Consider the following 23,698-nt stretch of genomic DNA (forward strand, 5'->3'; position numbering starts at 1 on the left):
GGTCGTGCCGATGTGTAGTGCCTGTCCTGATCACGGTCCACCCAAGGGGGATTGCCATGAGCCCTGTACTCACCGCAGTGGTCGGCATCATTGTTCTCGTCGTCCTGCTCGCCCTCGTCGTCATCACCCGTTACAAGGTCGCCGGGCCGAGCGAGGCGTTCATCATCACCGGGCGACGCGGCAAGACGTCCACCGATCCGGCCACCGGCCGGGTGTCCACCGACAACAGCGGCCAGAAGGTCGTGGTCGGCGGTGGCGTCTTCGTCGTCCCGTTCGTGCAGCAGAAGTTCACGCTCGACCTGTCCAGCCGGCACATCCCGGTCGCCGTACGCGGCGCGGTCACCCTGCGCGGTGTGAAGGCCAACCTCGAAGGCGTGGCGATCGTCAAGGTCGGCGGCGCCGAGGACTCCATCCGGGCGGCCGCGCAGCGGTTCCTGATGCAGCAGGACGGCATCGTCGGCTTCACCCAGGAGGTGCTGTCGGGCGCGTTGCGCTCCATCGTCGGCCGTATGTCGGTGGAGGACATCATCCGGGACCGGGCGGCGTTCGCGGGGCAGGTCGCCGAGGAGGCGGAGGCGAGCCTGTCCGGGCAGGGGCTGGTGCTCGACGCCTTCCAGATCCAGGACATCACGACGGAGGGTTCCTACCTCGAGGACCTCGGTCGGCCCGAGGCGGCACGCGCCAAGCAGGAGGCGGACATCGCCGAGGCCGTCGCCCGCCGGGCGTCGGAGCAGGCCCGGCTGAAGGCCGAGGAAGAGATCGCCGTCGCACAGCGGACGTTCGCGCTCAAGCAGGCCGAGATCAAGGCCGAGACCGACGAGGCCGCCGCGAAGGCCGCAGCCGCGGGGCCGCTCGCCGAGGCCGACCGGCAGCAGGAGATCCTCAGCCAGCAGGAGAAGGTCGCGGAACGCCAGGCCGCACTGACCGACCGCGAGCTCGACACGAGGGTCCGTAAGCCCGCCGACGCCGCCCGCTACCAGGCGGAGCAGGAGGCAGAGGCCCGCCGCATCGCGCAGGTCAAGGAAGCCGAGGCAGAGGCGCAGCGCGCCAGGCTGACCGGTGAGGGCGAGAAGGCCCACCGGGCCGCACTCGCCGACGCCGTACGCATCGAGGGTGAGGCGCAGGCGGCCGCCATCGCCGCCAAGGGTGCCGCAGAGGCCGGCGCGATGCAGAAGAAGGCCGACGCCTTCGCCCGGTACGGGGACGCGGCCGTGCTGCAGATGCTCGTCGAGGTGCTGCCGCAGGTCGTCGCCAAGGCGGCGGAGCCGCTGTCCGCCATCGACAAGCTGACCGTCATCTCCACCGACGGTGCCGGCAAGCTGCCCCGCGCCGTCGCCGACAACGTCGCCCAAGGGCTCGAGCTGCTGGGCTCGACCACCGGCGTGGACCTCGCCGAGCTCCTCAAGGGCCTCACCGGGAAGAACGCGAAGACACGCGAGGGCGACGGGGCGATCGAGATCACCGACCGACCGGGCCTGTGAGGAGGCACGGCCCCTCCTGACGCTTGCCCACGGTGCATGCGGGCGGGCGGCAGCGCGGCGCAGCCGGACGTCACGGACCGGCCGACTCGCATGACCGGCCGGAACCGGCCGACGCTCGGCCTCACCGCAGACGCCGTGGGCCCGTGGACGCCGTGGGCCCGCAGGCGCCGGGGGACGGCGCTCAGCCCTCCGCGGCGACGTCCCCACCGGTGTCTCGACACGCCGCCGGTGACCGTGAAACCTGGCGCGCCCGAAGCGCGAAGGGCGCCGGAACCCAACGCAGGGGAGTCGCCCGCCGGCGCCGGGTTCACGCCTCCCGCTGTGCGTCGATCTCGGCGATGAGGGCCTCGATGCGGGTCCTGATCTCGTCGCGGATGGGGCGGACGGACTCCACGCCCTTGCCCGCAGGGTCTTCCAGGGACCAGTCGAGGTACTTCTTGCCCGGGAAGATCGGGCAGGCGTCGCCGCACCCCATGGTGATGACGTAGTCGGACGCCTGCACAGCCTCCGTCGTCAGCACCTTGGGCTTCTGGCCGGCGATGTCGACGCCGACCTCGGCCATGGCCTCGACGGCGGCGGGGTTGACCTGGTCCGCAGGGACGGAGCCGGCCGAGCGGACCTCGATTTGGTCGCCCGCGAGGTGCTGGAGGAAGCCGGCGGCCATCTGGGAGCGGCCCGCGTTGTGGACGCAGACGAACAGCACGGAGGCGAGCGGGGCGGAGGGCATGGGCTCTTCCTTCATGGAGTGAGGCAGCGGCGCGAGGGGATGTTCGGGCGGACAAGGAGGCCGGCAAGCAGGTGATCGAGTCTTCGGCGGCGGAATCGCTGTCGGGTCGTCGACGCGGATCTCCCGCACGGCGAGGCGGTGTGCGCCGGGCTCAGGTCAGTCCGGGCTGGTATCAGCCGAAGATGATGTGACAGTATCAGCCCATGATGACGTCAGTCGACACTGATCTCCTACGGGTGCTGGCCGACCCGCTCAGGCTCCGGATCGTGACCTTGCTCGCCCGCGAGACCCTGTGCACCACCCATCTCGTGGAGGAGACCGGTGCCCGCCAGACCAACCTCTCCAACCACCTGAAGGTGCTGCGTGAGGCCGGGGTCGTGGACACCGAGCCGTGCGGCCGTTTCACGTACTACAAGCTCCGTCCGGACGTCATCGCCCAGCTCGCCGGTCAGTTCGCCGACCTGGCCGAGTCCGCCCGTGCCGCCACCGACAACAAGAGGGCCTGTCCGTGACACGCACCGAAGGAGCCGCGGCGGTCCGCGCCGAGGGACCCGCGACGCCCGGCGCCGCGGGACGATCGACCGACGAAGGCCGGTCGGTCGTCGCGAAACTGTCGACGCTCGACCGTTTCCTCGCCGTCTGGATCCTCATCGCCATGGGCCTCGGCCTCGGGCTCGGCCGGCTGATCCCCGGCCTGAACGACGCGCTGGCGAAGGTGGAGATCGGCGGCATCTCGCTCCCGATCGCCGTCGGCCTGCTGATCATGATGTATCCGGTGCTCGCGAAGGTCCGCTACGACAAGCTGGACGCGGTCACCGGCGACCGCAGGCTCATGGTCTCGTCGCTGGTCGTCAACTGGGTCCTCGGACCTGCGGTGATGTTCGCCCTCGCGTGGATCCTCCTGCCGGACCTGCCCGAGTACCGCACCGGTCTGATCATCGTCGGCCTCGCCCGCTGCATCGCCATGGTCGTCATCTGGAACGACCTGGCCTGCGGCGACCGGGAGGCTGCCGCCGTGCTGGTGGCGCTGAACTCGGTCTTCCAGGTCATCGCGTTCGGACTGCTCGGCTGGTTCTACCTCGACCTGCTGCCCGGCCTGCTCGGCCTCGGCGACGGCGAGAGCCTCGACATCTCGATGTGGAAGATCGCCCTCAACGTCGTCGTCTTCCTCGGAATCCCGCTCCTCGCCGGATTCCTGACCCGCCGGATCGGTGAGAAGAAGCTCGGCCGGGAGCCGTACGAGCACAGCTTCCTGCCGAGGATCGGCCCCTGGGCGCTGTACGGCCTGCTGTTCACGATCGTCGTCCTCTTCGCCCTCCAGGGGAAGACGATCACCTCGCAGCCGCTCGACGTCGCCCGGATCGCGCTGCCCCTGCTCGTCTACTTCGCCGTCGTGTGGTTCGGCACCTTCGCCCTCGGCAAGCTCATCGGCCTGAACTACGACCGCACCGCGACGCTGGCCTTCACCGCCGCGGGAAACAATTTCGAGCTCGCCATCGCGGTCGCCATCGCCACCTTCGGCGTCACCTCCGGCCAGGCGCTCTCCGGCGTCGTCGGCCCCCTCATCGAGGTTCCCGTCCTCGTCGCCCTGGTCCACGTCTCCCTGGCCTGGCGCAAGAAGTTCACCTCGTCGCAGAAGGTCTCGTGACACGGCGCGCCGATGTGGTGGTGATCGGCGGCGGCCAGTCCGGGCTCGCCGCCGGCTACCACCTGCGCCGCCTCGGCGTCGACTTCGTCATCCTTGACGCGCAGTCCACGCCGGGCGGCGCCTGGCAGCACACCTGGGACTCGCTACGCCTGTTCTCCCCGGCCGCGTACTCGTCGCTGCCGGGCCGCTTGATGCCGCCGCAGCCGGGGGAGGCGTACCCGGATGCCGGCCATGTGCTCGGCTACCTCGCGGACTACGAGAAGCGGTACGAGCTGCCCGTCCAGCACGGCGTCCCGGTCCAAGCGGTGCGCCGCGAGGGGGCGTTCCTGCGGGTGGAGACCGACGCGGGCGACTGGCGGGCCCGGGCGGTGGTCAGTGCGACCGGCACCTGGTCCCGCCCGTTCCTGCCCGCGGTCCCTGGCCGCGACGTCTTTGCCGGCCGGCAGATGCACACCACCGACTACCGCCACCCGGCCGACTTCGCCGGGGAGCACGTGATCGTCGTCGGCGGCGGCAATTCCGGCGCCCAGATCGCCGCCGACCTCGCGCTGGGCGGCGTGCGGATCACATGGGCGACCCGGCGTCCGCCGCGTTACCTCGCCGACGACATCGACGGCCGGATCCTCTTCGACGTCGCCACCGCCCGTCGCCGCGCCCTCGACGAAGGCCGCGCCGACAGCGGTGGCATCGCCTCCCTCGGCGACATCGTCGCCGTCCCACCGGTCCGTGCCGCCCGTGACGCCGGACTGCTGGACGCCCGGCCCCCGTTCACCCGGCTCACGGCCACCGGTGCCGAGTGGGCGGACGGCTCCCGGGCCGAGGCGGACACCGTCATCTGGTGCACCGGCTTCCGTCCGGCCCTGTCCCATCTCGCCCCGCTGGGACTACGCGGGCCGCGAGGTCGCGTCCCGACCGAAGGCACCCGCGCCCTCGACGAGCCGCGTCTGCACCTCCTCGGCTACGGCGACTGGACCGGCCCCGCCTCCGCGACCCTGATCGGGGTGGGCCGGCCCGCCCGCGACGCGGCCCGACGGATCGCCCAGCAGCTCGGCTGAGCCCGTGCCGCCCTGCCCTCTCGCCGGCCCCGGCCGGCTACCACCTGCCTCTGTGCGGTCCGCGGGACAGCTGGAGCAGCGGCCCGGACCCCGCCGCCCTCGACGCGGCACGCGCCGGTCTCCTCCACCTGCACAGGCTGGGAACGAACGCGCCCTGGCCGGGCGCCGCTCACTGCCTGGTGCGGCCCGACGGCTACATCGGCCACCTGGCGACAGGCCCGGACCTGACCGGCCTCATCACTTACCCCGACCGCTGGCTTCCTTACCCGCAACCGGAACGCCGGCCCCCTTGACGGGACCGCCGTCAGGCCGCCGGCCGGGCAGGCCCTACAGGCCCGGGATGTGGCCCACAGCTGCCGGTCGCGGCCGACTGCGCTGCTAGCGTTGCCCGTTGAACGAGGGGGCGAAGGTAGCAGGATGACATCGAACACGTTCCGCATCGGGGGCGATCTGAGCGTACGGCGGCTGGGCTTCGGGGCCATGCATCTGCCGACCGAGCCCGTACCGGCCAGGGAATCGTCTCTCGCCGTCGCCCGACGGGCCGTCGAGCTGGGCGTCACCCTGATCGACACCGCGTACCTGTACGGCGGGGGAGCCAACGAGGAACTCCTTGCCGAGGCCCTGCACCCCTACCCGGACGGGTTGGTCATCACCACCAAGGTCGGCGTTGCGCGATCGGGTACCTCGGGTGAGTGGCGGCTGGACGGGCGGCCGAGCGTCCTGCGCGACCAGGTCGAGGAGGCACTGCGCCGACTGCGCGTCGAGCGGATCGAGCTGCTCCAACTGCACCGTATCGACCCCGAGACACCGCTCGCCGACCAGGTCGGCACCCTGCGGGACCTGCGGACCGAGGGCAAGATCGGCCGGATCGGACTGTCCGAGGTCACCGTCGCCGAGCTCGAGCAGGCGAGGGGGATCGTCGACATCGCGAGCGTGCAGAACCGATACAGCCTGCTCGACCGTGAGTACGAACCCGTGCTCGCGGCGTGCGAAGCGGCCGGGATCGCGTTTCTGCCGTGGCGGCCGGTCGCCTGGGGGAAGTCGGGGGCGACGGCCGAGATCGCCGCCGTGGCGGCCGAGCTCGACGCCACGCCCACGCAGATCGTGCTCGCGTGGCTCCTCGGGCACTCGCCGGTCGTGCTGCCGATCCCGGGCACCACGCGGATCGACCACCTGGAAGAAAACCTCACCGCCGAACGTCTCCGGCTGTCGCCCGCCCAGCGCGACCGCCTCGACCGTCTGCCCGCTCCGGTATAGGGCCACGGCCGCGCGTGTCCGACGACCGCTCCTCCGCTTGCGCGGCCTGCTTGCCGACTCGTCCGCGTGGGAAAGGAGCAGCGCTCGTGGGGGAGCAGCAGCCCCCGGCGACCGATGCCCACCGAACTGGCGGGCTTCGGGGGCAACCCGACGCACGATGCGGCGGGTTGCGAATCAACACGCTGTCGTGACGGTGCGGGGACTCCCCGCACGTAGCGGCTCACGAGCACCGGTCGTCCCTCTTGTCTACTTTCGTGACGACTTCGCCCTTTGAGTGCATTGCACAGTGGTCTCAAGTGGAACCGGCATGTCCGTATTCATATGCATTCAATGTCCTTGAGCGGCGCGAAGGCGATTACGATGGTGTGGCCGTGGCGTGAAGATCGAGGCGAAGCGCCTGCCCAATGAGTGTGAGAAGCGAAGAAGAAAAGGGGGAAAGGTGATTCCGCTAGAGTCGTCGACCGTCGTACTCGGCGCTGTCCCCTTGCTTGCGGAGAGCGGCCTGTTCGAGCAGAAGCCCTCCTGCGGTGCATCTCTTTGTGTGAAAAGAAAACCGAAACACCTATGGTAATTGTCCGGCCGGAAGGGTTGACCGCTTCCGGTGAACGAGGCGATTCAGGTGTCAGGGCGCTCAGGGCGGCCGCGCCTGCACTGCTTGCTTATTCTGCCATTCGTGTTCTCTGTCTTGCTGTACTCTTTCTGTGGTCCTCTGCCACAGGCCGCGACGCGACCGACCTGCTCGCGCGGCGTTGGGATTCACTGTGGTATGTAAGGGTCGTTGAAGAAGGCTACGGATTCACTCTCCAAGCGCCGGACGGCAGAGTCCTTTCGAACATGGCCTTCTTCCCGCTTCTGCCGTGGCTCGAATCGCTGGTGTCGGCGGTCACGTCTCTGAGCCCCGCGCAGGCGGGTCTCCTCATCAGCGCGACCGCATCCCTCGTGGCGGCTTTCGGGATATTCACCGTCACGAACCAGCTGTACGGCCCCAGGAGCGGTCTTTTCGCCGTTGTCCTCTGGGCGGCGTTGCCGGTCGGCATCATCCAGTCGATGGCCTACAGCGAATCGCTGTTCGTGGCTCTGGCCGTGTGGTCCTTGCGATGGTCCGTCAACGGGGACTGGATACGCGCCGGAGTCCTTGCGTCGCTGGCCGGCCTGACGCGCCCGGTCGGACTGGCGGTGACCGTGGCGGTCTGGGCCGCAGCGGTCGTCCATATGCGGGCGACATCCGACCGACCGGCCGAGTCCCGGCAGACGGGCCGGATGATGGTGGGCCTGCTCGTGGCCCCTCTCGGAGCGGTCGGCTACATACTCTGGGTCGGCCATCGGATGGGCACGCCCTGGGGCTATCTCGATGTGCAGGCCGAGTGGGGCAACGGATTCGACGGCGGGCTGGCCTTCGCGAACTTCATCGCCGACCTCCTTTTCGGTCCGTCCTTCCTCGCGGGACTGGCCCTCCTCGTCGGCGTGTTCGCGATCGGCTGGCTCTACAGAAGGACCATCACCGAGAAGCAGCCTGTGGCACTGACCGTGTACTGCGGAGTGGTGGTGGTCCTGGCGGTCTGTGCCTCCGGGTATTTCGGCTCCAAGCCTCGACTGCTCATTCCTGCCTTTCCGCTCCTCATCCCTGTCGCGAACATGTTGAGCCGCATCAAAGGGACGCGGGCGTGGGTCGTCGTCGGAACGGCTGTGCTGGCGGCGGCTGTGTACGGCGCCTTCTGGCTCCACGGTTCCGGACCGCCGTAGCGTCGCGCCGACTGATCAGGGCTGCGGCTGATCAGGGCTGCGGCCGGACGACGATCAGAGCGACGTCGTCCGTGCGGGCGGCAGCGCCGTCGGCGTGGTGGACGAGCAAGTCGGTGATGTCGTCCAAGTCGTGATCTTCGCACTCCGCGAGGCGTCGGGCGAGATCGTCCGTGGTGTCGGTGATGTCGGCGCCGGGGACCTCCACCAGTCCGTCGGTATAGAGGGCCAGAACGGCTCCGGGTGGGAGAGCGATCTCCGTTGTGGGGTACTCGGCGTTCTCGTCGATGCCCAGGAGCAGACCCGGCGGAACGTCGAGGACCTCGGTGCGCAGGTCGGGATGGCGGAGCAGCGGCGGCGGGTGTCCGGCGGTGGCGAGGTGGGCCCGGTGGCGGGCGAGGTCGAGCTTGGCGATGAGACAGCTGGTGAACAGGCCGGGGTCCAGGTCGGTGAGCAGGCGGTTGGTCCGGGTCAGGATGTCGCCGGGCGACGCGCCCGCGTTGGCGTGGGCGTGGACGGCGGTGCGGACCTGGCCCATGAGGGCCGCGGCCGTGGTGTTGTGTCCCTGGACGTCGCCGATGGCGGCGACCGCCGTGGTCGCCGTACAGCGGATCAGATCGTAGAAGTCGCCGCCGATGTCCATGCCGTGGCCGGCGGGCCGGTAGCGGGCGGCGACCTCGAGGCCGGCGACGAGAGGCAAGGTGTGGGGCAGCAGCCCTGTCTGCAGGGTGTGGGCCAGGGTGTGCTTGGCGTCGTAGAGACGGGCGCGGTCCAGGGCCTGGGCGATCAGCCCGGCCAGAGAGGTCAGCACGGATCGTTCCGCCGGCGGGAAGGGCCGCGGCCGGTCGTAGGAGAGTGCGAGGGATCCCACCGGGCGGCCCGAGGCGGTCAGAGGCAGGAACGCCCACGCACTCCTGTCCCCGTAGCGAGGAGCGTGGGGATGGGCGAGCCGGAAGTCCTCGAAGCTCGGGAAGAACTCGGCCGCTCCCGTCGTCACCACATGCACGCCGGCCACGTCCGAGGTCAGGGGCGAGCCGTCGACCCGTTCGACGAACTCGCCGCTGTAGCCGCGGTGGCCGGCGACCCGCAGCCGCCCCTCGTCCACCGTCATGAGGACCAGGCCCTGGGGACCGAGCGCGGGAACGATCTGGTCGGCGGCCAGATCGACCACGTCCTGGACACTCACCGCCTCCGAGAGGGCGGCCGCCAGATGCGTCAGCTGGTACAGCGCCATGACGTTGACAGCCTCGGGCGGACGCGTCGGGTACTGTCCGGCGGGCGCAGCCCCGCCCTCCGCGACGGGCGTGATGTGGACGCTGAGGCCCGTCTCGTCCGGGTACAGCTCGAAGGACAGCCGGGTGTCCGGTGAGCGGAAGGCGACGAAGGACGTCGGCTGCCGGGAGACGACCGCGGCCCGGTAGCGCTCCTCGAACACGGGGTTCTGCAGCCACAGCAGGATCTCCCAGGGGCGTTTGCCCAGCAGAGCGGCCGCTCCGGCGCCGACCAGCTCGGCGCCTGCCGGATTGATGTACGTGATCCGGCCGTCCAGGTTCAGCGCACAGCAGCCGACCGGCAGGCGTTCGGCGAATCCGTGCGCGGCCGCGGCCTGAGCCGGGTCGGTCTCCTGGGGGCGCGACGGCGTCACGATCCGCGGTTCGCCTTCGGGCAGCAGCCGGTGACCGCTGTCGGCCGCGTGCCGCAGGATGTCCCTCGCGCGGCGGCAGAAGCCGTCGACGGCGTCCCGTTCATGGGCACTGAGCTGTGGCGGGTGCCAGATCGGCCACAACAGCACGATCCCGCCCCACACATGAGCCGCGCCGACCACAGGAGCGGCGCCGAGCATGAAGTCGTACGGGAGCACGATCCCCAGGCGCGGATACCGCCGCGCGATTTCTTCCTGGCTGCCCAGCCACACCAGCTGCCTGCTGCGCATCGCGTCGGTCACCGGGATCGAGGTGTCCAAGGGGATGCGGGACCAGGGCGCGGCGATCCGCTGGGACACCCCCGACACCAGGGCCAGACGCAGCATGCGCCCGTCCGGCTCCAGCAGGTAGACCAGCGCGACCGATGCGCCGGTGTCCCGTACGACGTCGCCCACGACGGGCGCGAGTCGCTCGAGCCCCGGACCGGAGGACGCATCCGTGTCAGCGGACCGCATGCCTCGTCACCCGGCCAGGGTGTGGGAAGGAGCGTCGCTACGGCGTCCGGGGCGGCAGCGTGCCGGCGCGCCGCTCATGGCCGGACGCGCGGAACCCTGGGCCCGGCCGGCTCCCGCTCGCCGGTGTGCCGCAGCAGCCGACCGCGCGGCGACCGCCGACCGCCGTGCGGCGGGCCCGGCCGGATCCGGTGGCCGAGCACCGCTTCGATCACACCGTTCATCGGCCATATATGGACAATACGTCCGCCCTGGTGTACCGGCACAGCGGAGTGGGCCGTCCACCCTCGGGGCCCGGGCGGGCCACGCAGTGCCTCCCCGAGACGACGGACGCTCCTCGTACATGGTCACGCGGCCCGTTGCACCGCCATGCCGACCCCGCAACGCCCGCACAGCTGATGGATCCGGTCACGGCCGTCGTGCCAGGTCCTGGCGCCGCCCCCGCTGCCGCACACCCTGCACGTCCAGATTCGTGTGCCGGACGCGCACCGGCAGGCAGCCGGAAGGCGGATATCCCGTTGTCGGGTGCTGGGTACGGCAATAGGGTCACCTGCATGTCTCTGCGTGTCCGTATGCGTGAATCCCTGCCCCAAGCCATGCGCGCCCGTGACAAGGTCGCGGTGAGCGCTCTGCGGGCGACGCTCGCGGCGCTGGACAACGCCGAGGCCGTGCCCATGGGTTCAGCCGGCGTCCGTGGGGCGGCGTCCCTCGAGGAGTCCCCGGTCGGCGCAGGCGCGACCGAGGTGGCGCGGCGAGAGCTGAGCGAGCACACCACCGCGGACATCGTGCGCGCCGAGATCGCCGAACGGCTGGAGGCGGCGGCGGAACTGACCGCACCGGCCCACGCGGACAGGGCCGCACGGCTCCGCGCGGAAGCCGGCGTGCTGCTGGGTTTCCTCGACGGACCCGGCGCCGCGTAGGTCACTCGGTGCGGCTGCGCCCGGCCCGGTCGGGACGCCGGACGAGCCGGAGACGTCCGGCCTGCCAACCGGTGGCGCACCGGAGGGGTCGTCCTCTCAGGGAAGCCGCGGGGGCCGGCAGCAGGACTTGCGGTGTCGCGGGGTGGCGGGACCCTGGAAGAGGCCGGCGGCGACCGGTCGGGACGCGCGCTGTGCGGCCGCCGGTGGAGCGGGACCGGAAAGGACGACGTCATGAAGGCACTGGTGTTCCAAGGCCCGGGACAGACGTCCTAGCAGGACGTTCCGGACCCCGACCTCGAGGACGCCGCGGACGCGGTGATACGCGTCGACGCCACAACGATCTGCGGCACGGATCTCCACATCGTCAAGGGCGATGTCCCTGCGGTGGCCCCCGGCAGGGTCCTGGGCCACGAAGCGGTCGGTGAGGTGGTGGAGGTCGGCGGCGAGGTGCGTACGGTCCGTCCCGGTGACCGCGTGCTGGTCTCCTGCATCGCGGCGTGCGGCCGCTGCGTCTTCTGCCGGGAGAACCGCTACGGACAGTGCCGCGGTGGCGGCGGCTGGGTCCTCGGGCACCTGATCGACGGAACCCAGGCCGAGTACGTCCGTGTGCCCTTCGCGGACCTCTCGGTGCACCCGCTTCCCGGCGCTGTGAGCAGCGAGGACGCCGTCCTGCTGGCCGACATCTTCCCCACCGCGTACGAGGTGGGCGTCCTCAACGGGCGGGTACGGCCCGGCGACACCGTCGTCGTGGTCGGCGCCGGGCCGATCGGGCTCGCCACCGTCGCCACGGCCCAGTTCTACAGCCCGGGACGGATCATCGCCGTCGACCTGGCGGAATCCCGCCTTCAAGCGGCACGGGACATGGGCGCAGATGCCACCGTTCGTGCCGACGAAGGCCCCGAGGCGCTGGTCGAGGATCTCACGGAAGGACTCGGGGCCGATGTCGTCGTCGAGGCGGTCGGCGTTCCCGCGGCGTTCGAGCAGTGCACCCGGATGGTGCGCCCCGGTGGCCATGTCGCCAACGTCGGCGTGCACGGCGAGCCCGCGGCGCTCCATCTCGAGGAGCTGTGGATCAAGGACGTGACCATCACGACCGGACTCGTCGACACCTCCTCCACGCCCATGCTGCTGCGCATGATGGCGGCCGGGCGGCTCCCGGCGGCGTCGGCGATGGTCACGCACCGCTTCGAACTGGGACAGATGGAGGAGGCGTACGACGTCTTCACCCGCGCCACGGACACCGGGGCCCTCAAGGTCGCGCTCGGCGGCCCGCGGCACGACGAGGTCAGTGTGCCCGCCTAGAGCCTCTCGTCCGAGCGGGACCGTACTCGCGGCCCCGGCGCGCTCGCTCGCTGATCCGGCCTGATCGGAGGACCCTGGGCCCGGCAGGCCCCCCGGACGCGAGAGCCCTGGCCCGGGCCAAGGCGATGCGCGGCGAGCTTCAGGCCTGGTGGCGGAGCCGGGGCGAGGCCGCTCCCGTCGCCGCGGTCAGACCGTCCCAGGGTCGTCGGCGTCCGCCGCTCACCGCGGCGATGCCCGTCTCGTCGTAGCGCGACGTCGCCAGGGACCAGGTGAGGTTGCCCGCCATCACATGGCGCATGCCGTCGACGTAATGGCTGACGTGGTCGCGTGTCCCGGCGGGCACACCCTGCTCGGCGAGCGCCCCGGGGAGGGAGGCGGCGAGCCGGGCGAAGCGGGCCGTCCGGGCGTTGGCGAGTGCGGTGATGTGCTCGACCGACTCCTCGAGCGTGCAGCCCTTGTGCTCACTCTCTATCACCACGCTGTTGTTGACGTCGCCGGCCGCCAGCTCCTTGACGAGCGAGACGATGTCGTTGACGAAGATCACCACATCGCCGGTGATCTCGCGCATCTCCCGCAACGGGAAGGACCGGTACACGTCCTCGGGCAGGGCGTAGCCGCCGCACCGCTCGGTGAAGTCGAGGCACGGCTGCACCCCTATGGAGTGCCGCCGCACTTCGAGGAACTGCTCGAGCGAGGGCAGGCGGTCGGCATTGCGATGGTGTGCTTCCCCCACATGTGCGGCGAGATACGCCTGCCAGTGGTCGCGGCATCGGAGCCGCCATTCGTACGGAGCGCCGGCGGTGGACCGCAGCCAGATGTCCCGGAACCCCCGGACGAGCGGCGTGTCCCGGCCGTCGGACGCCGGCGGCGCGCCGTCCGTCGTCATCGTCGCCACGAGGGCGTCCACCACGTCGCGGATCTCCTGGGGCCGCGTGCCCAGACCCCCGTCGAACTGGTCGTCGAAGATGAAGAACCAGGCGTTGAAGTCCGCGGCCAGCTCGAGGTCGCCGGCCGTGGCGTCGGGGTAGAAGTACGCCATCAGCCGCTCCAGCCGCAGCGCGTCGTACTCTGCCGTCGCCACGTCGCCCGCGAGCAGACCTGTCTCCTGCACCCACTGGAGGGCGTGCTGCCGGGCACGTTCCGCGTAAGGGCTCAGGCGCGCCGGGAACGGGATCCTGATGGCCGCGGTGCGCCGGGTGGGGTCCGCGGGGCCCGGTAGCCGGTGGCCGGAATCGGTCTCGCGTGCCATGCGCCCCCCTGGGGTGTCGCGGCGCGCCGGACCGGTACGTGATGCGGGTCCGACGCGTCCGAGTGCCGTTCCGAGACTAGGCGTTGTGCTGGGGTAAGGCCCGTGGTCGGCGGACGGGACGGGGTGCGCGCCCAGCGCACACGACCACTTGTGCGCCCTTCGGCGCGCCCCCTTTTTGGTGAGGGACGAGCCTACCTGGATTCGGCCACGCTGTACCGCTGTCCGATCATCCTGAGAGAAAAAGCCGTGCGGAGCACTACACATCGTCCTCGCGTGCGTACGCTTTGCGCACCCGGGAGTTGGGATTCCGGGAGGGAGACCCGGAGCTCGGGACGACACGCGGTCGAGGGAACGGACATGGCTTACATGGGAGACCGGCCGGGGCGGCCGCAGCGGCTGTTGCTGGAGCGCGAGACGGAAACAGCGGCGCTTGAGAGCCTGTTGACCGAGTTGAGCGGGCCTTCCCAGGCACTGACGACGGCCGGCTCCGGCGGTCTGCTGGTCTTCGCCGGGCCGGCCGGGCTCGGGAAGACCACGCTCCTCAACGAGGTCCGCAGAAGGGCCCTCGCCCGCGGCTGCACGGTGCTCTCCGCACGGGGCGGAGAGCAGGAGCAGTCCGTCGCGTTCCATGTCGTACGCCACCTCGTGCAGCCCGTGCTCGCGGCCGGCACCGAGGAGGAACACCGCAGGACGCTCGGGAGTTGGTACGACATCGTCGCTCCCGCAGTGGGCCTGGTGGCGGGCGGAGGCAACAGCTCTCCCGATCCGCAGGGCGTGAGGGACGGTCTCGACTGGATCGCCACGCGGTTCGCCGTCCAGCACGCCCCGCTGGTGGTCATGCTCGACGACGCCCACTGGGCGGACGCCGAGTCGCTGACCTGGCTGACCGGCTTCGCGCCGCGGGTGACCGAGCTGCCGATGCTCCTTGTCGTCGCCTACCGCCCCGACGAACTTCCCGCAGACGCGCTGGCGTTCGGCAAGCTGGCCGAACGGCACGGGTCGCGCCCCTTCGATCTCGCGCCGCTCACGCCCGGCGCGATCAGCCGCATCGTCAGGGACGCCCTGGGGGAGGACGCCGACGACGCGTTCTGCCGGGAGACCTGGGCGGTCACCGGAGGGAACCCCTTCGAGGCGGTCGAGCTCGCCGCCAGGGTCGCCGACCGCGGGCTCAAGCCCCAAGTGGCCCACCTGCCCGAACTGCGGGAACTGGCCTCGGCGGTGAAGGGCGGCGGCCTCGTCGAGCGGCTGGAGCGGCTCGGCACCTCCGCCGTCCGGTTCGCCTGGGGCGCTGCCGTGCTGGGCGCGGAGGCGTCCCGCAGCCGGGCCGCGAGCGTCGGCGGTCTCGGGGACGCCGAGTCCGCGGACGCCGTCGCAAAACTGCGCGAGGCCCGCATCCTCGCCGACCCGGCCCGCGACGGGAGCGAAGAGGACGACGACCGCCTCGAGTTCTTCCACCCGCTCGTCTCCACCGCCGTCTACCGGGCGATACCGGCCGCGTTCCGCGTCGCCATGCACGGCCAGGCCGCCGCGGTCATCTCCCACGCGGGTCTCGGCGCCACCGCCGCCGCCCGGCACCTGCTGGAGACGCACCCCGAGAGCGACCCATGGGTGGTGCAGCAACTGTCGGAAGCCGCCCGCGACTACCTCCGGGCAGGAGCTCCCGACGCCGCCAGGCGCTGCCTCACCCGGGCGTTGCGCGAACCGCCGGCCATGGAGGACCGCGCCCAGGTGCTGTTCGACCTCGGCTGCTCCGCGCTGCTGACGGAGCCCGCGGTCACGGTCAACCACCTGCGGGCCGCACTGGACGAACCCGTCCTCGACCCGGCCCTGCGGGAGGCGATCGTTTACCGGCTGGCGCAGGCCCTCGGCCACTCCGACCGGATGGCGGAGGCCGCCCGGACGGTCGCCGACGCGGCCCGCTGGGCCACCGACGCCAGGACGCGGCTGCACATGCAGGCGGAGCAGTTCATGTGGAACGCCTTCCGGGCCGACGAACAGGACTCGCCCGCCCGTTCACGCAAACTGGCCCGGCTCGCCGAGCACCTCACCGGGACCGGCACCGCGGAGCGCTACATCATGGGCCTGCGGGCCTGGGACGCGATGGTGCGCGGCGAACCGGCGGCGACGGCGCTCGAGTGGGCGGAGAAGGCCCTCGGCGACGGGCTGCCGTGGACGGACGAGCAGTGGGGCTTCGAGGTCCCGGTCCTGGTGGCCCTCACCTTCATGTACTGCGACCAGCCCGGACGAGCCGAGGAACTGTTCCAGAAGGGCATCGCGGAGTGCCAGGACAGAGGCTGGCGCGGCGCGCACCTGTCCTTCGGCTACACGCTCCTGGGGTACATCCGCTACCGCCGTGGACGCCTCGACGCCGCGGAGACGCTGGTCCGTGACGGGCTGCGGATCGCAAACAGGGTCGGACACCGGGTGCCGGCGCAGTACTTCGCCATCGGCATCCTCATCGAGATCCTCCTCGCCCGCGGCCGCACAGAGGAGGCCGAGGAGGTCGCCACCACTTACCACTACGGCGACATCGTGCCCGGCGCGGTGGTGTACCCCGACGCCCAGACGGTCCACAGCGAGTTGCTGCTCGCCCTCGGCAGGCGCCGCGAGGCCGAACAGCAGCTCGTACGGGTCGGCGAGCGCCTCGAGCCCCGCGGTATGCGCAACCCGGCATGGTGCCCCTGGCAGCTCCATCTGGCCCGGGCCAAGGCGACCACCGACCCGGAGCAGGCCCGGGAACTCGCCGCCGAGGGCGTGCGCAGGGCACGCCGGTTCGGCACTCGGTCCGCCGTCGGGCAGGCGCTGCACGCGATGGCAGCGGTGACGCCCGGCCCCGAGCAGGCCGAGGTCCTCGCCGAGGCCGTCGCGCACCTCGAGTGCTCTCCCTCCGGCCACGACCTGGCGAGCGCTCTGGTCGACCACGGCGTGGCACTGCGCCGCAGCGGGCTGCCGCAGGACGCGGCCGAGCAACTGCATCGGGGGCTGGAGAGGGCGGTGCAGTGCGGGGCGGACGCCTTGGTCTCGCGGGCCCGGGAGGAGTTGGACGCGACGGGGATGTGGCCGCTCCAGCCGCGAACCGCGGCCGCCGACTCGCTCACCGTGCAGGAGCGCACCGTGGCCGAATGGGCAGCCCGCGGCTGGTCCAACGCCCGTATCGCGGAGGCGCTGGGAGCCGCGGACCCGGTGGTGACCCGATTGCTGTCCGACATATACCTGAAGGCCGGCTGCGACCGGGCGGGACTCCCACGGGTGCTCGCGGGACCCGACTCCGGCGCGTCCACCGGCCCCGGGTCCCCAGGGGGTGCTGCAGGGGGGGTGAACCTGCGGGGTCGTAACGGGTCACGGCTTCGGAGGCTGCTCCAGGACCAGGCGGATCTCCGTGACCTCGTAGCCGGCGCGGTCGAACGCGGCGGCCATCGGCAGGTTCACCGTGTCCGTGGTGGCCGTGATCCGCTCCGCGCCGGCCGCCGCCTGGAAGCGGGTGATGTAGGCCAGGACCTCGTCGATCAATCCGCGGCCGCGGAGTTCCGGGACCACGCCCAGATATCCGACGTTCCGGTTGTCGCCGCCGGTGCTGGACGGTATGGCCAGGCCCGCGAGCGTGCCCTCGGCCGTGTACGCGAGCCGCCACCACTCGCGTTCACCGGGGGCGTCGAGATAGAACCGCATGTCCTCCCGGGCCTGGACATCCGCGTCGTCGGCGGCCCGTTCGCGCCCGGTCCGGACGTCGAGACTGCCCTGGGCGAGGCGGCGGAAGGCGTCGAGGAACGCGGCGTCGTCGGCCGGTGCGAACGTCAGCCTCGTGCCGGCCGCCGGCAGGCCCGCCTGCGGGGTCCACTCGTAACGCAGTCTCTCGACCTCTTCGGTCAGGCCGGCGCGGTGGGCTGCGAGGCGTCGCCACCCGACCGCGGAGGCCGTGCCGGCGTCGCCGCGCCAGCCCCGGGGGAGCGCGAGATTGTAGAGCGGATCCCGCTCGGCGCCACGCTCCCGGAAGGCGCGGTGGCCTGCATCGAGGAGCGCCACGGCCACCGCCGCGCGGTCCGGTACCCCTTCGCGGACATGGAGGCAGTCCAGAGCCACCGGAAAGCGACCGATCGCCGCGTTCGCCGCTGTACGCCCTGGGTAGGGGGAGGGCGTGAGTTATGTGAACCCTGGTGGGGAGTACTCGCGCGACAGTCGGTACATCACCACCCGCGTCACCGCGGACGGACGCGACGGCTTCCCCGTGGAACCCGGCCGCTACCGCCTGGTGGTCAGCCGGGCCTGTCCGTGGGCCGGCCGGGCGGTGATCGTGCGGCGGCTGCTCGGACTGGAGGGCGTGCTGTCGATGGGCATCGCCGGGCCCACTCACGACGAGCGCAGCTGGAACTTCGACCTCGACCCGGGCGGCCGCGACCCGGTGCTCGGCATCGAGCGGCTCCAGGAGGCGTTCCTCGCCCGCGATCCCGGCTACGACCGGGGCATCACGGTGCCTGCCGTCGTCGACGTGCCGACCGGCAAGGTCGTGACCAACGACTACCGGCAGATCACGATCGACATGTCGCAGGAATGGACGGCGTACCACCGCGACGGGGCGCCGGAGCTCTACCCTCCCGAGCTGCGGCCGGAGATCGACGCGGTGAACGACGTCGTCTACAAGGACGTGAACAACGGCGTCTACCGGGCCGGGTTCGCCGGGTCGCAGGAGTCGTACGCCGCGGCGTACGAACGCCTGTTCGCTCGGCTCGACCTGCTCTCGGAGCGGCTCGAACGGTCCCGCTACCTCGTCAGCGACACGATCACCGAGGCGGACGTACGGCTGTTCACCACGCTGGTGCGCTTCGACGCCGTCTACCACGGTCACTTCAAGTGCAATCGGCAGAAGCTGTCCGAGATGCCGATGCTCTGGGCGTACGCGCGTGACCTGTTCCAGACGCCCGGCTTCGGCGACACGGTCGACTTCGACCACATCAAACAGCACTACTTCCTGGTGCACACCGACATCAACCCGACCGGGATCGTGCCGGTCGGCCCGGACCTGTCGGGCTGGCTCGAGCCGCACGACCGTGCGGCGCTCGGCGGGCGTCCGTTCGGCGACGGCACGCCGCCAGGGCCGGTCGCGCCGGGGGAGGAAGTGCCGGCCGTTCCGGGAAGGTCGTAGGCCCGATGAAGGACAACCTGGGCGCCGTGAAGATTTCCGCAGCCGCGTTCTGTGGCCGGGCGGTCACTCATGGGGTAGTTTCAGGTCCAGCAGTCGTGGTTCCGAAGTCTCGTGCGCTCACGGGGAGTTCCCGTGGGCGCATTTGCTGTTCAGCAGTCCGAGGACCAGGGCGATCACCTCACCCAGAGGGCATCGGACAGCCGATGCCCCGCGTCCGACAATGGAGAGCAGCATGGCTTCAGGCACCGTGAAATGGTTCAACGCGGAAAAGGGCTTCGGATTCATCGCCCAGGACGGCGGCGGCCCCGACGTCTTCGTCCACTACTCCGCGATCAACGCCTCCGGCTTCCGTTCTCTCGAGGAGAACCAGCAGGTGGAGTTCGACATCACCCAGGGCCCGAAGGGCCCGCAGGCCGAGAACGTCCGTCCGGTCTGACCTGACGGCACTCGCGCGAACAGGCGCCCCCGGCACCATGTGCCGGGGGCGCCCTCGTGCCCGGCTCCGCCGCCCGGACGCGCCGTCCCACCGTGGAGGCGTGCAGGCGCGGACGTGCGACGGGCGCGGAGGTGCGCAGCCCTGTGCGGGTGTATCCAGGAGGCATGGGTCATCGGCCGCCGCGCGGGAGTCAACCCCGGCCATGGAAGACGGGCCACACCCTGCTGGCCGTGGTCCTCGCGCTGATCGCGACGGTCACGGTGGTGGACGTCCTCGCGCCCCCCGAGGTCCACCTCGGCCCCTTCCTGGCAGCCGCCCCCGCTGTCACGGCCTCGTTCGCCGGCCCGCGGATCACCGCCTGCGTCGGCGCGGTCGCCGTCCTGGCCCAAGCGGTCGTCGCGATCGTCCGTACCAGCCTCATCGATCTGAACCACAGCTTCCAGCTCATCGCACTGATACTGATCTCGGTGTTCGTCACCTTCTTCGCCCACCTGCGGGAACGGCACGAGAAGGAGCTGCTTCAGCTGCGATCCGTGGCCGAGGCCGCGCAGAAGGTCGTCCTGAGACCGTTGCCGCACCGGGTCGGCCCCCTCCGTATAGCCTCCGTCTACCTGGCCGCCGAGGCAGAGGCGCAGATCGGCGGCGATCTGTACGCGGCCGCCCGCACCGCCCATGGGACCCGGCTCCTCATCGGTGACGTCCGTGGCAAGGGCCTGGAGGCCGTCGGGGACGCCGCCCTCCTCCTCGGCGCGTTCCGGGGCGCCGCGCACCGGCAGGCCGGCCTTCCCGCGCTGGTCGCCTACCTGGAGGGAACCGTCTCTTCCGACCTGGACGACCCAGGTGCGGCCGGGCCCGGAGGCACGCCCACCGAGGCATTCATCACCGCGGCCGTGCTCGACGTCCCCGACGATGTGCCGGCACTCGACCTGGTCAATTGCGGTCACCCGCCGCCCCTGCTGCTGCGCGACGGCGAGGTCCTCACCCTGGAGGTGCGCCGTCAGGCCCCGCCGCTCGGGCTCACCGAGTTCGTGGGGTCGGCCTTCACCGCGGAAACCTTCACGTTCGAGCCAGGCGACACCCTCCTGCTGTACACGGACGGCGTCATCGAGGCCCGAGACCAGGCCGGTGATTTCTTCCCGCTCGCGGACCGTCTCGCCGACTGTGCGGGGCGGGCTCCGCAGGCCCTTCTCAGCCGCCTCCGCCAGGACCTGCTCGACCACGTGGTCGCCGGCAGCCTCGGCGACGACGCCGCGATGGTGGCTGTCTCCCGTTCCGCGCCGGCCCAGGAGATCCGGACGCAGGACCACTGACCCGAGATGACGGTCAGCCGCCCGATGCACGCATGGCGTCCACGCGGCAGCCATTCGGTCCACCGGCCGGTCCCTTCCGGTGATTACCCCACGGCTTCCGAGCGAGGCCCAGGGCGCAGGGGTACGGCGTGGGGAGGACAAGCCCCGGACCAGTGAGGGAGATCGACCGTGTACGCAGCCGTCAGAAGGTACTCAGACGTGACCGACCCGGTCGAGGCAGGTCGTCGTGTGAGCGAGGTGTTCGTGCCGCTCATGCGGGGGATTCCCGGCCTTGTGGCCTACTACTGGGTCGACGCCGGCAACGGAGTCATGGTCTCGACGAGTGTCTTCGAGGACGAGGCGGGGGCCGAGGAATCGATCCGCAGGGCGGCGGATTTCGTGCGGGACCACCTTGCGTCGCTGCTCCCCAACCCTCCCGAGGTCATGGCCGGTCACGTCGTGGCTTCCGTCTAGCGCAGGCGCACAGGCGCGCCGGCGGCACGCTGGATCACGGCAAACGAACTGACGGGGCCGCCCTGAAGGTTGCGTGCCCTCGGGTCCGTGGTCAGCAGTGGACCGATGCGCCGGCGGCCTTGCCGCCGGGGCACGTCCGGATGGACGGAGCTCCCGCGACGAGATGGAGGCAGCGACCGATGTCCGAGCACCATGCCGCTCCCGTGACCGTCCTCGACACGCTGCCCTCCCGCGTCCTCGTAGGGCCAGGCGCACGTCACCGCATCCCCGGGGAGATCGAACGGCTGGGTGCCCGGCGGGTGCTGCTGGTCGCGACCGGGTCGGCGAGGGCCGCGGCCGACGAGCTCGCCGGGGCACTCGGCCCGCGGCTGGCGACGCGCTTCGACGGAGCCGTCGTGCACACGCCGGTGGCCGTGACCGGCAGGGCGATGGAGGTCGTGGGGAGGACGGCGGCGGACGCCGTGGTGGCGATCGGCGGCGGCTCGGCCGTCGGCCTCGCCAAGGCGCTGTCGGCGCGGACGGGGATGCCGCAGGTCGCCGTACCGACCACGTACGCGGGCTCGGAGGTGGCCCCTGTCCTGGGCGAGACGGAGAACGGGGTGAAGACGACGCGACACGACCTGGCCCTCACACCCGGGACGGTGGTCTACGACCCGGAGCTGACGCTGACGATGCCCGCGGGCCTCACGCTGACGAGCTCCTTGAACGCCCTGGCCCACGCGGTCGAGGCGCTCTGGGCACCCGACGCGACCGCCCTGAGCGACGCCCTCGCGACAGAGGCGTCCGACGGCATCCTTGACGCGCTCCCCCACGTCCTCGCCGATCTGACGGCGCTCCGGGGACGCGAACGGCTCCAGGAGTCGGCCTGGCTCGCCGGCCTGTGCCTGGCCCGGACGCGTACGGGGCTGCACCACCAGCTCGCGCACGTCCTCGGCGGGATGTTCGACCTGCCGCACGCGGAGCTCCACGCGATGCTGCTGGCCCACGTCATGGCGTTCAATCTCCCCTCGGCGCCGAAGGCCGCCGCCCGCCTGGAGCGGATCACCGGCGGCGACCCGGTCGAGGTCGTCGGCCGCCTTGCCGCAGGCCACGACGGCCCCACCACGCTCCGGGCCCTCGGCGTTCCGCGCGACGCCCTGCGCGCGGTGGCGGAGCGGGTCGCGGACCGGCCGTATCCGAATCCCCGGCCGCCGGAGACCGAGGCCGTGACCCGACTCCTGCACAGCGCCTGGTAGCACAGTGTCCTCACCCCCTGCCGCCTCGCAGGGGGTGAGGACACAGCTTTCGTCGGCGGCCGGGCTCAGACCGCCGGGGCCGGGTAGGTCGGGTACTCCACGCCGGAGACGTGCTGGACGACGCGGATGACCTGGCACGAGTAGCCGAACTCGTTGTCGTACCACAGGTACAGGATCGCGTTGTCGCCGTCGACCTTGGTGGCGCCGGCATCGACGATCGAGGCGTGGCGCGAGCCCACGAAGTCCATGGAGACCGCGTCGGGAGCCGTGGTGAAGTCGATCTGGCGCTTGAGCGGCGAGTGCAGCGAGACGTCGCGCAGGTAGTCGAGGACCTCGTCGCGGGTGGTCTCGCGGCCCAGGCGCAGGCTCAGGATGGCGATCGAGACGTCGGGCACGGGCACGCGGATCGAGCTGCCGGTGATCGGCGCCTTCAGGTCGGGCAGCGCCTTGGCGACGGCGGAGGCGGCGCCGGTCTCGGTGATGACCATGTTGAGCGGCGCGGAGCGGCCGCGGCGGTCGGCCTTGTGGTAGTTGTCCAGCAGGTTCTGGTCGTTGGTGAACGAGTGGACGGTCTCCACGTGGCCCCGCAGGACGCCGTACTCGTCAGCCATCGCCTTCAGCGGCGGGACGATCGCGTTGGTGGTGCAGGACGCGCAGGACAGGATCTGCTCGTCCGGCTTGATCGTGTCGTGGTTGACGCCGTGCACGATGTTGGGGACGTCGCCCTTGCCCGGAGCGGTCAGGACGACCTTGTCGATGCCGGGGCGCAGGTGCTTCGACAGGCCCTCGCGGTCGCGCCACTTGCCCGTGTTGTCGATCAGGATGGCGTTGTCGATGCCATGCGCCGTGTAGTCGACCTCGGACGGGTCGTCGGCGTAGATGACCTTGATCTCGTTGCCGTTCGCGACGATCGTGCTGTTCGCCTCGTCGACGGTGATCGTGCCCTGGAACTGGCCGTGGATCGAGTCGCGGCGCAGCAGCGAGGCGCGCTTCACGAGGTCCTGCTCACCGCCGCCGCGCACCACGATCGCGCGCAGCCGCAGGCCGTTGCCGGAGCCGGACTTCTCGATGAGGAGGCGCGCGACGAGGCGTCCGATGCGGCCGAACCCGTACAGGACGACGTCACGGCCTTCGCCGCGCTCGATCTTGTCGGCGCCGGTGGCGCCCGCCACGGCCTCGGCCGTGAAGCCCTCGACGGTCAGTCCGCGGTCGTCGGCCTTGTACGCCTCCGCGAGCAGGGCGAGGTCGATCTGGGAGGGGCCGAGGTCGAGCGTCGTAAGGGCCTGCAGGAACGGCATCGTGTCGGTGACGGACAGTTCCTCACCGGCGATCTGCCGGGCGAACCGGTGGGTCTTGAGGATGCTGACCACCGACTTGTTCACCAGGGAGCGGCTGTGGAGCAGGACGGTGACGTCCCGCTCCCTGTGCAGCTTCCCGATGATCGGGATCATCGACTCCGCGATCTCCTCGCGGGTCTTCCAGTTGGTGAACGCGTCTTCGTTGACAGTCACAGGTTTATCTTTCGAGCTAGGTGGCGCTCATATGCTAACCCGCCCTCTTTTCGATCTTGACGGGGGTCCACCCGGGCGC

At 71.1% G+C, this 23,698-nt stretch carries 17 protein-coding genes and 2 pseudogenes; 14 read left to right on the forward strand and 5 right to left on the reverse strand.

From position 1 onward, the window contains the following. The first annotated feature begins 56 nt into the window (after positions 1-56). Positions 57-1,481: a flotillin family protein gene (locus tag GLX30_RS31935; protein ID WP_159694408.1), complete on the forward strand. Its 1,425-nt coding sequence runs from the start codon at positions 57-59 to the stop codon at positions 1,479-1,481. A 307-nt stretch (positions 1,482-1,788) separates the two neighbouring features. Here the strand turns inward: GLX30_RS31935 and GLX30_RS31940 are convergent, their stop codons facing one another. After that, entirely contained in the window at positions 1,789-2,208 is a 420-nt protein-coding gene (locus GLX30_RS31940; protein ID WP_159694409.1) for an arsenate reductase ArsC, read from the reverse strand. 203 nt (positions 2,209-2,411) lie between these two features. Between GLX30_RS31940 and GLX30_RS31945 the strand changes: the two genes are divergently transcribed. The 5 genes from GLX30_RS31945 to GLX30_RS31965 all read left to right on the forward strand — a co-directional run bounded on the left by GLX30_RS31945 (position 2,412) and on the right by GLX30_RS31965 (position 7,911). After that, a complete protein-coding gene (locus GLX30_RS31945) occupies positions 2,412-2,720 on the forward strand; it encodes a metalloregulator ArsR/SmtB family transcription factor (RefSeq protein WP_159694410.1) in 309 nt (102 codons plus the stop codon). A gap of 98 nt (positions 2,721-2,818) precedes the next feature. Continuing rightward, a complete protein-coding gene (gene arsB, locus GLX30_RS31950) occupies positions 2,819-3,856 on the forward strand; it encodes an ACR3 family arsenite efflux transporter (RefSeq protein ID WP_159695359.1) in 1,038 nt (345 codons plus the stop codon). Further along, positions 3,853-4,911, forward strand: a complete 1,059-nt coding sequence (locus GLX30_RS31955) for an ArsO family NAD(P)H-dependent flavin-containing monooxygenase (protein WP_159694411.1) — start codon at positions 3,853-3,855, stop codon at positions 4,909-4,911. The genes arsB and GLX30_RS31955 overlap by 4 nt, the downstream gene beginning before the upstream one ends. A gap of 417 nt (positions 4,912-5,328) precedes the next feature. After that, positions 5,329-6,168: an aldo/keto reductase gene (locus tag GLX30_RS31960; RefSeq protein WP_159694412.1), complete on the forward strand. Its 840-nt coding sequence runs from the start codon at positions 5,329-5,331 to the stop codon at positions 6,166-6,168. 564 nt (positions 6,169-6,732) lie between these two features. Then, positions 6,733-7,911 (forward strand): hypothetical protein, encoded by a 1,179-nt coding sequence (locus GLX30_RS31965; protein ID WP_159694413.1) that lies wholly within the window; start codon positions 6,733-6,735, stop codon positions 7,909-7,911. Positions 7,912-7,942: 31 nt separating this feature from the next. Here the strand turns inward: GLX30_RS31965 and GLX30_RS31970 are convergent, their stop codons facing one another. Continuing rightward, a complete protein-coding gene (locus tag GLX30_RS31970) occupies positions 7,943-10,066 on the reverse strand; it encodes a SpoIIE family protein phosphatase (RefSeq protein WP_159694414.1) in 2,124 nt (707 codons plus the stop codon). A 593-nt stretch (positions 10,067-10,659) separates the two neighbouring features. Here GLX30_RS31970 and GLX30_RS31975 point away from each other — a divergent pair. After that, complete coding sequence (locus GLX30_RS31975; protein WP_159695360.1) at positions 10,660-10,983, forward strand: hypothetical protein; 324 nt, start codon at positions 10,660-10,662, stop codon at positions 10,981-10,983. A 231-nt stretch (positions 10,984-11,214) separates the two neighbouring features. Next, positions 11,215-12,285: pseudogene (locus GLX30_RS31980) on the forward strand (alcohol dehydrogenase catalytic domain-containing protein). 139 nt (positions 12,286-12,424) lie between these two features. Here the strand turns inward: GLX30_RS31980 and GLX30_RS31985 are convergent. Then, positions 12,425-13,534, reverse strand: coding sequence for an isoafricanol synthase (locus GLX30_RS31985; RefSeq protein ID WP_159694415.1), 1,110 nt, complete (start codon positions 13,532-13,534; stop codon positions 12,425-12,427). A 366-nt stretch (positions 13,535-13,900) separates the two neighbouring features. On the opposite strand from GLX30_RS31985, the pseudogene GLX30_RS31990 reads away from it, so the two are divergent. Next, positions 13,901-16,789: pseudogene (locus GLX30_RS31990) on the forward strand (AAA family ATPase); the annotation flags it as partial. Positions 16,790-16,873: 84 nt separating this feature from the next. Here GLX30_RS31990 and GLX30_RS31995 read toward each other — a convergent pair. After that, positions 16,874-17,614, reverse strand: a complete 741-nt coding sequence (locus tag GLX30_RS31995) for a GNAT family N-acetyltransferase (RefSeq protein ID WP_208545523.1) — start codon at positions 17,612-17,614, stop codon at positions 16,874-16,876. Positions 17,615-17,678: 64 nt separating this feature from the next. Between GLX30_RS31995 and GLX30_RS32000 the strand changes: the two genes are divergently transcribed. The 5 genes from GLX30_RS32000 (at position 17,679) to GLX30_RS32020 (ending at position 22,108) form a co-directional block, all read left to right on the forward strand. Beyond that, positions 17,679-18,674 carry a glutathione S-transferase C-terminal domain-containing protein gene (locus GLX30_RS32000; protein WP_159695361.1) on the forward strand — a complete coding sequence of 332 codons (996 nt, stop codon included), beginning with the start codon at positions 17,679-17,681 and terminating at the stop codon, positions 18,672-18,674. 232 nt (positions 18,675-18,906) lie between these two features. Further along, entirely contained in the window at positions 18,907-19,110 is a 204-nt protein-coding gene (locus GLX30_RS32005; RefSeq protein ID WP_005320750.1) for a cold-shock protein, read from the forward strand. Positions 19,111-19,274: 164 nt separating this feature from the next. Next, positions 19,275-20,420, forward strand: a complete 1,146-nt coding sequence (locus tag GLX30_RS32010) for a PP2C family protein-serine/threonine phosphatase (RefSeq protein ID WP_159694416.1) — start codon at positions 19,275-19,277, stop codon at positions 20,418-20,420. Positions 20,421-20,618: 198 nt separating this feature from the next. Continuing rightward, entirely contained in the window at positions 20,619-20,873 is a 255-nt protein-coding gene (locus GLX30_RS32015) for a hypothetical protein (protein ID WP_244258352.1), read from the forward strand. Positions 20,874-21,052: 179 nt separating this feature from the next. After that, positions 21,053-22,108, forward strand: coding sequence for a maleylacetate reductase (locus tag GLX30_RS32020; RefSeq protein WP_159694418.1), 1,056 nt, complete (start codon positions 21,053-21,055; stop codon positions 22,106-22,108). 65 nt (positions 22,109-22,173) lie between these two features. Here GLX30_RS32020 and GLX30_RS32025 read toward each other — a convergent pair whose 3' ends face one another. Then, positions 22,174-23,619 carry a glyceraldehyde-3-phosphate dehydrogenase gene (locus tag GLX30_RS32025; RefSeq protein WP_159694419.1) on the reverse strand — a complete coding sequence of 482 codons (1,446 nt, stop codon included), beginning with the start codon at positions 23,617-23,619 and terminating at the stop codon, positions 22,174-22,176. Positions 23,620-23,698: the final 79 nt, after the last annotated feature.

Source organism: Streptomyces sp. Tu 2975 (assembly GCF_009832925.1).
In the GTDB taxonomy this organism is placed as follows: domain Bacteria; phylum Actinomycetota; class Actinomycetes; order Streptomycetales; family Streptomycetaceae; genus Streptomyces.

Coding starts and splice junctions, on each gene's coding strand:
- GLX30_RS31935 (WP_159694408.1), top strand. CDS start 57: ATGAGCCCTGTACTCACCGCAGTGGTCGGCATCATTGTTCTCGTCGTC.
- GLX30_RS31940 (WP_159694409.1), bottom strand. CDS start 2,208: ATGCCCTCCGCCCCGCTCGCCTCCGTGCTGTTCGTCTGCGTCCACAAC.
- GLX30_RS31945 (WP_159694410.1), top strand. CDS start 2,412: ATGATGACGTCAGTCGACACTGATCTCCTACGGGTGCTGGCCGACCCG.
- GLX30_RS31960 (WP_159694412.1), top strand. CDS start 5,329: ATGACATCGAACACGTTCCGCATCGGGGGCGATCTGAGCGTACGGCGG.
- GLX30_RS31965 (WP_159694413.1), top strand. CDS start 6,733: ATGGTAATTGTCCGGCCGGAAGGGTTGACCGCTTCCGGTGAACGAGGC.
- GLX30_RS31970 (WP_159694414.1), bottom strand. CDS start 10,066: ATGCGGTCCGCTGACACGGATGCGTCCTCCGGTCCGGGGCTCGAGCGA.
- GLX30_RS31975 (WP_159695360.1), top strand. CDS start 10,660: ATGCGCGCCCGTGACAAGGTCGCGGTGAGCGCTCTGCGGGCGACGCTC.
- GLX30_RS31985 (WP_159694415.1), bottom strand. CDS start 13,534: ATGGCACGCGAGACCGATTCCGGCCACCGGCTACCGGGCCCCGCGGAC.
- GLX30_RS32005 (WP_005320750.1), top strand. CDS start 18,907: ATGGCTTCAGGCACCGTGAAATGGTTCAACGCGGAAAAGGGCTTCGGA.
- GLX30_RS32010 (WP_159694416.1), top strand. CDS start 19,275: ATGGGTCATCGGCCGCCGCGCGGGAGTCAACCCCGGCCATGGAAGACG.
- GLX30_RS32020 (WP_159694418.1), top strand. CDS start 21,053: ATGTCCGAGCACCATGCCGCTCCCGTGACCGTCCTCGACACGCTGCCC.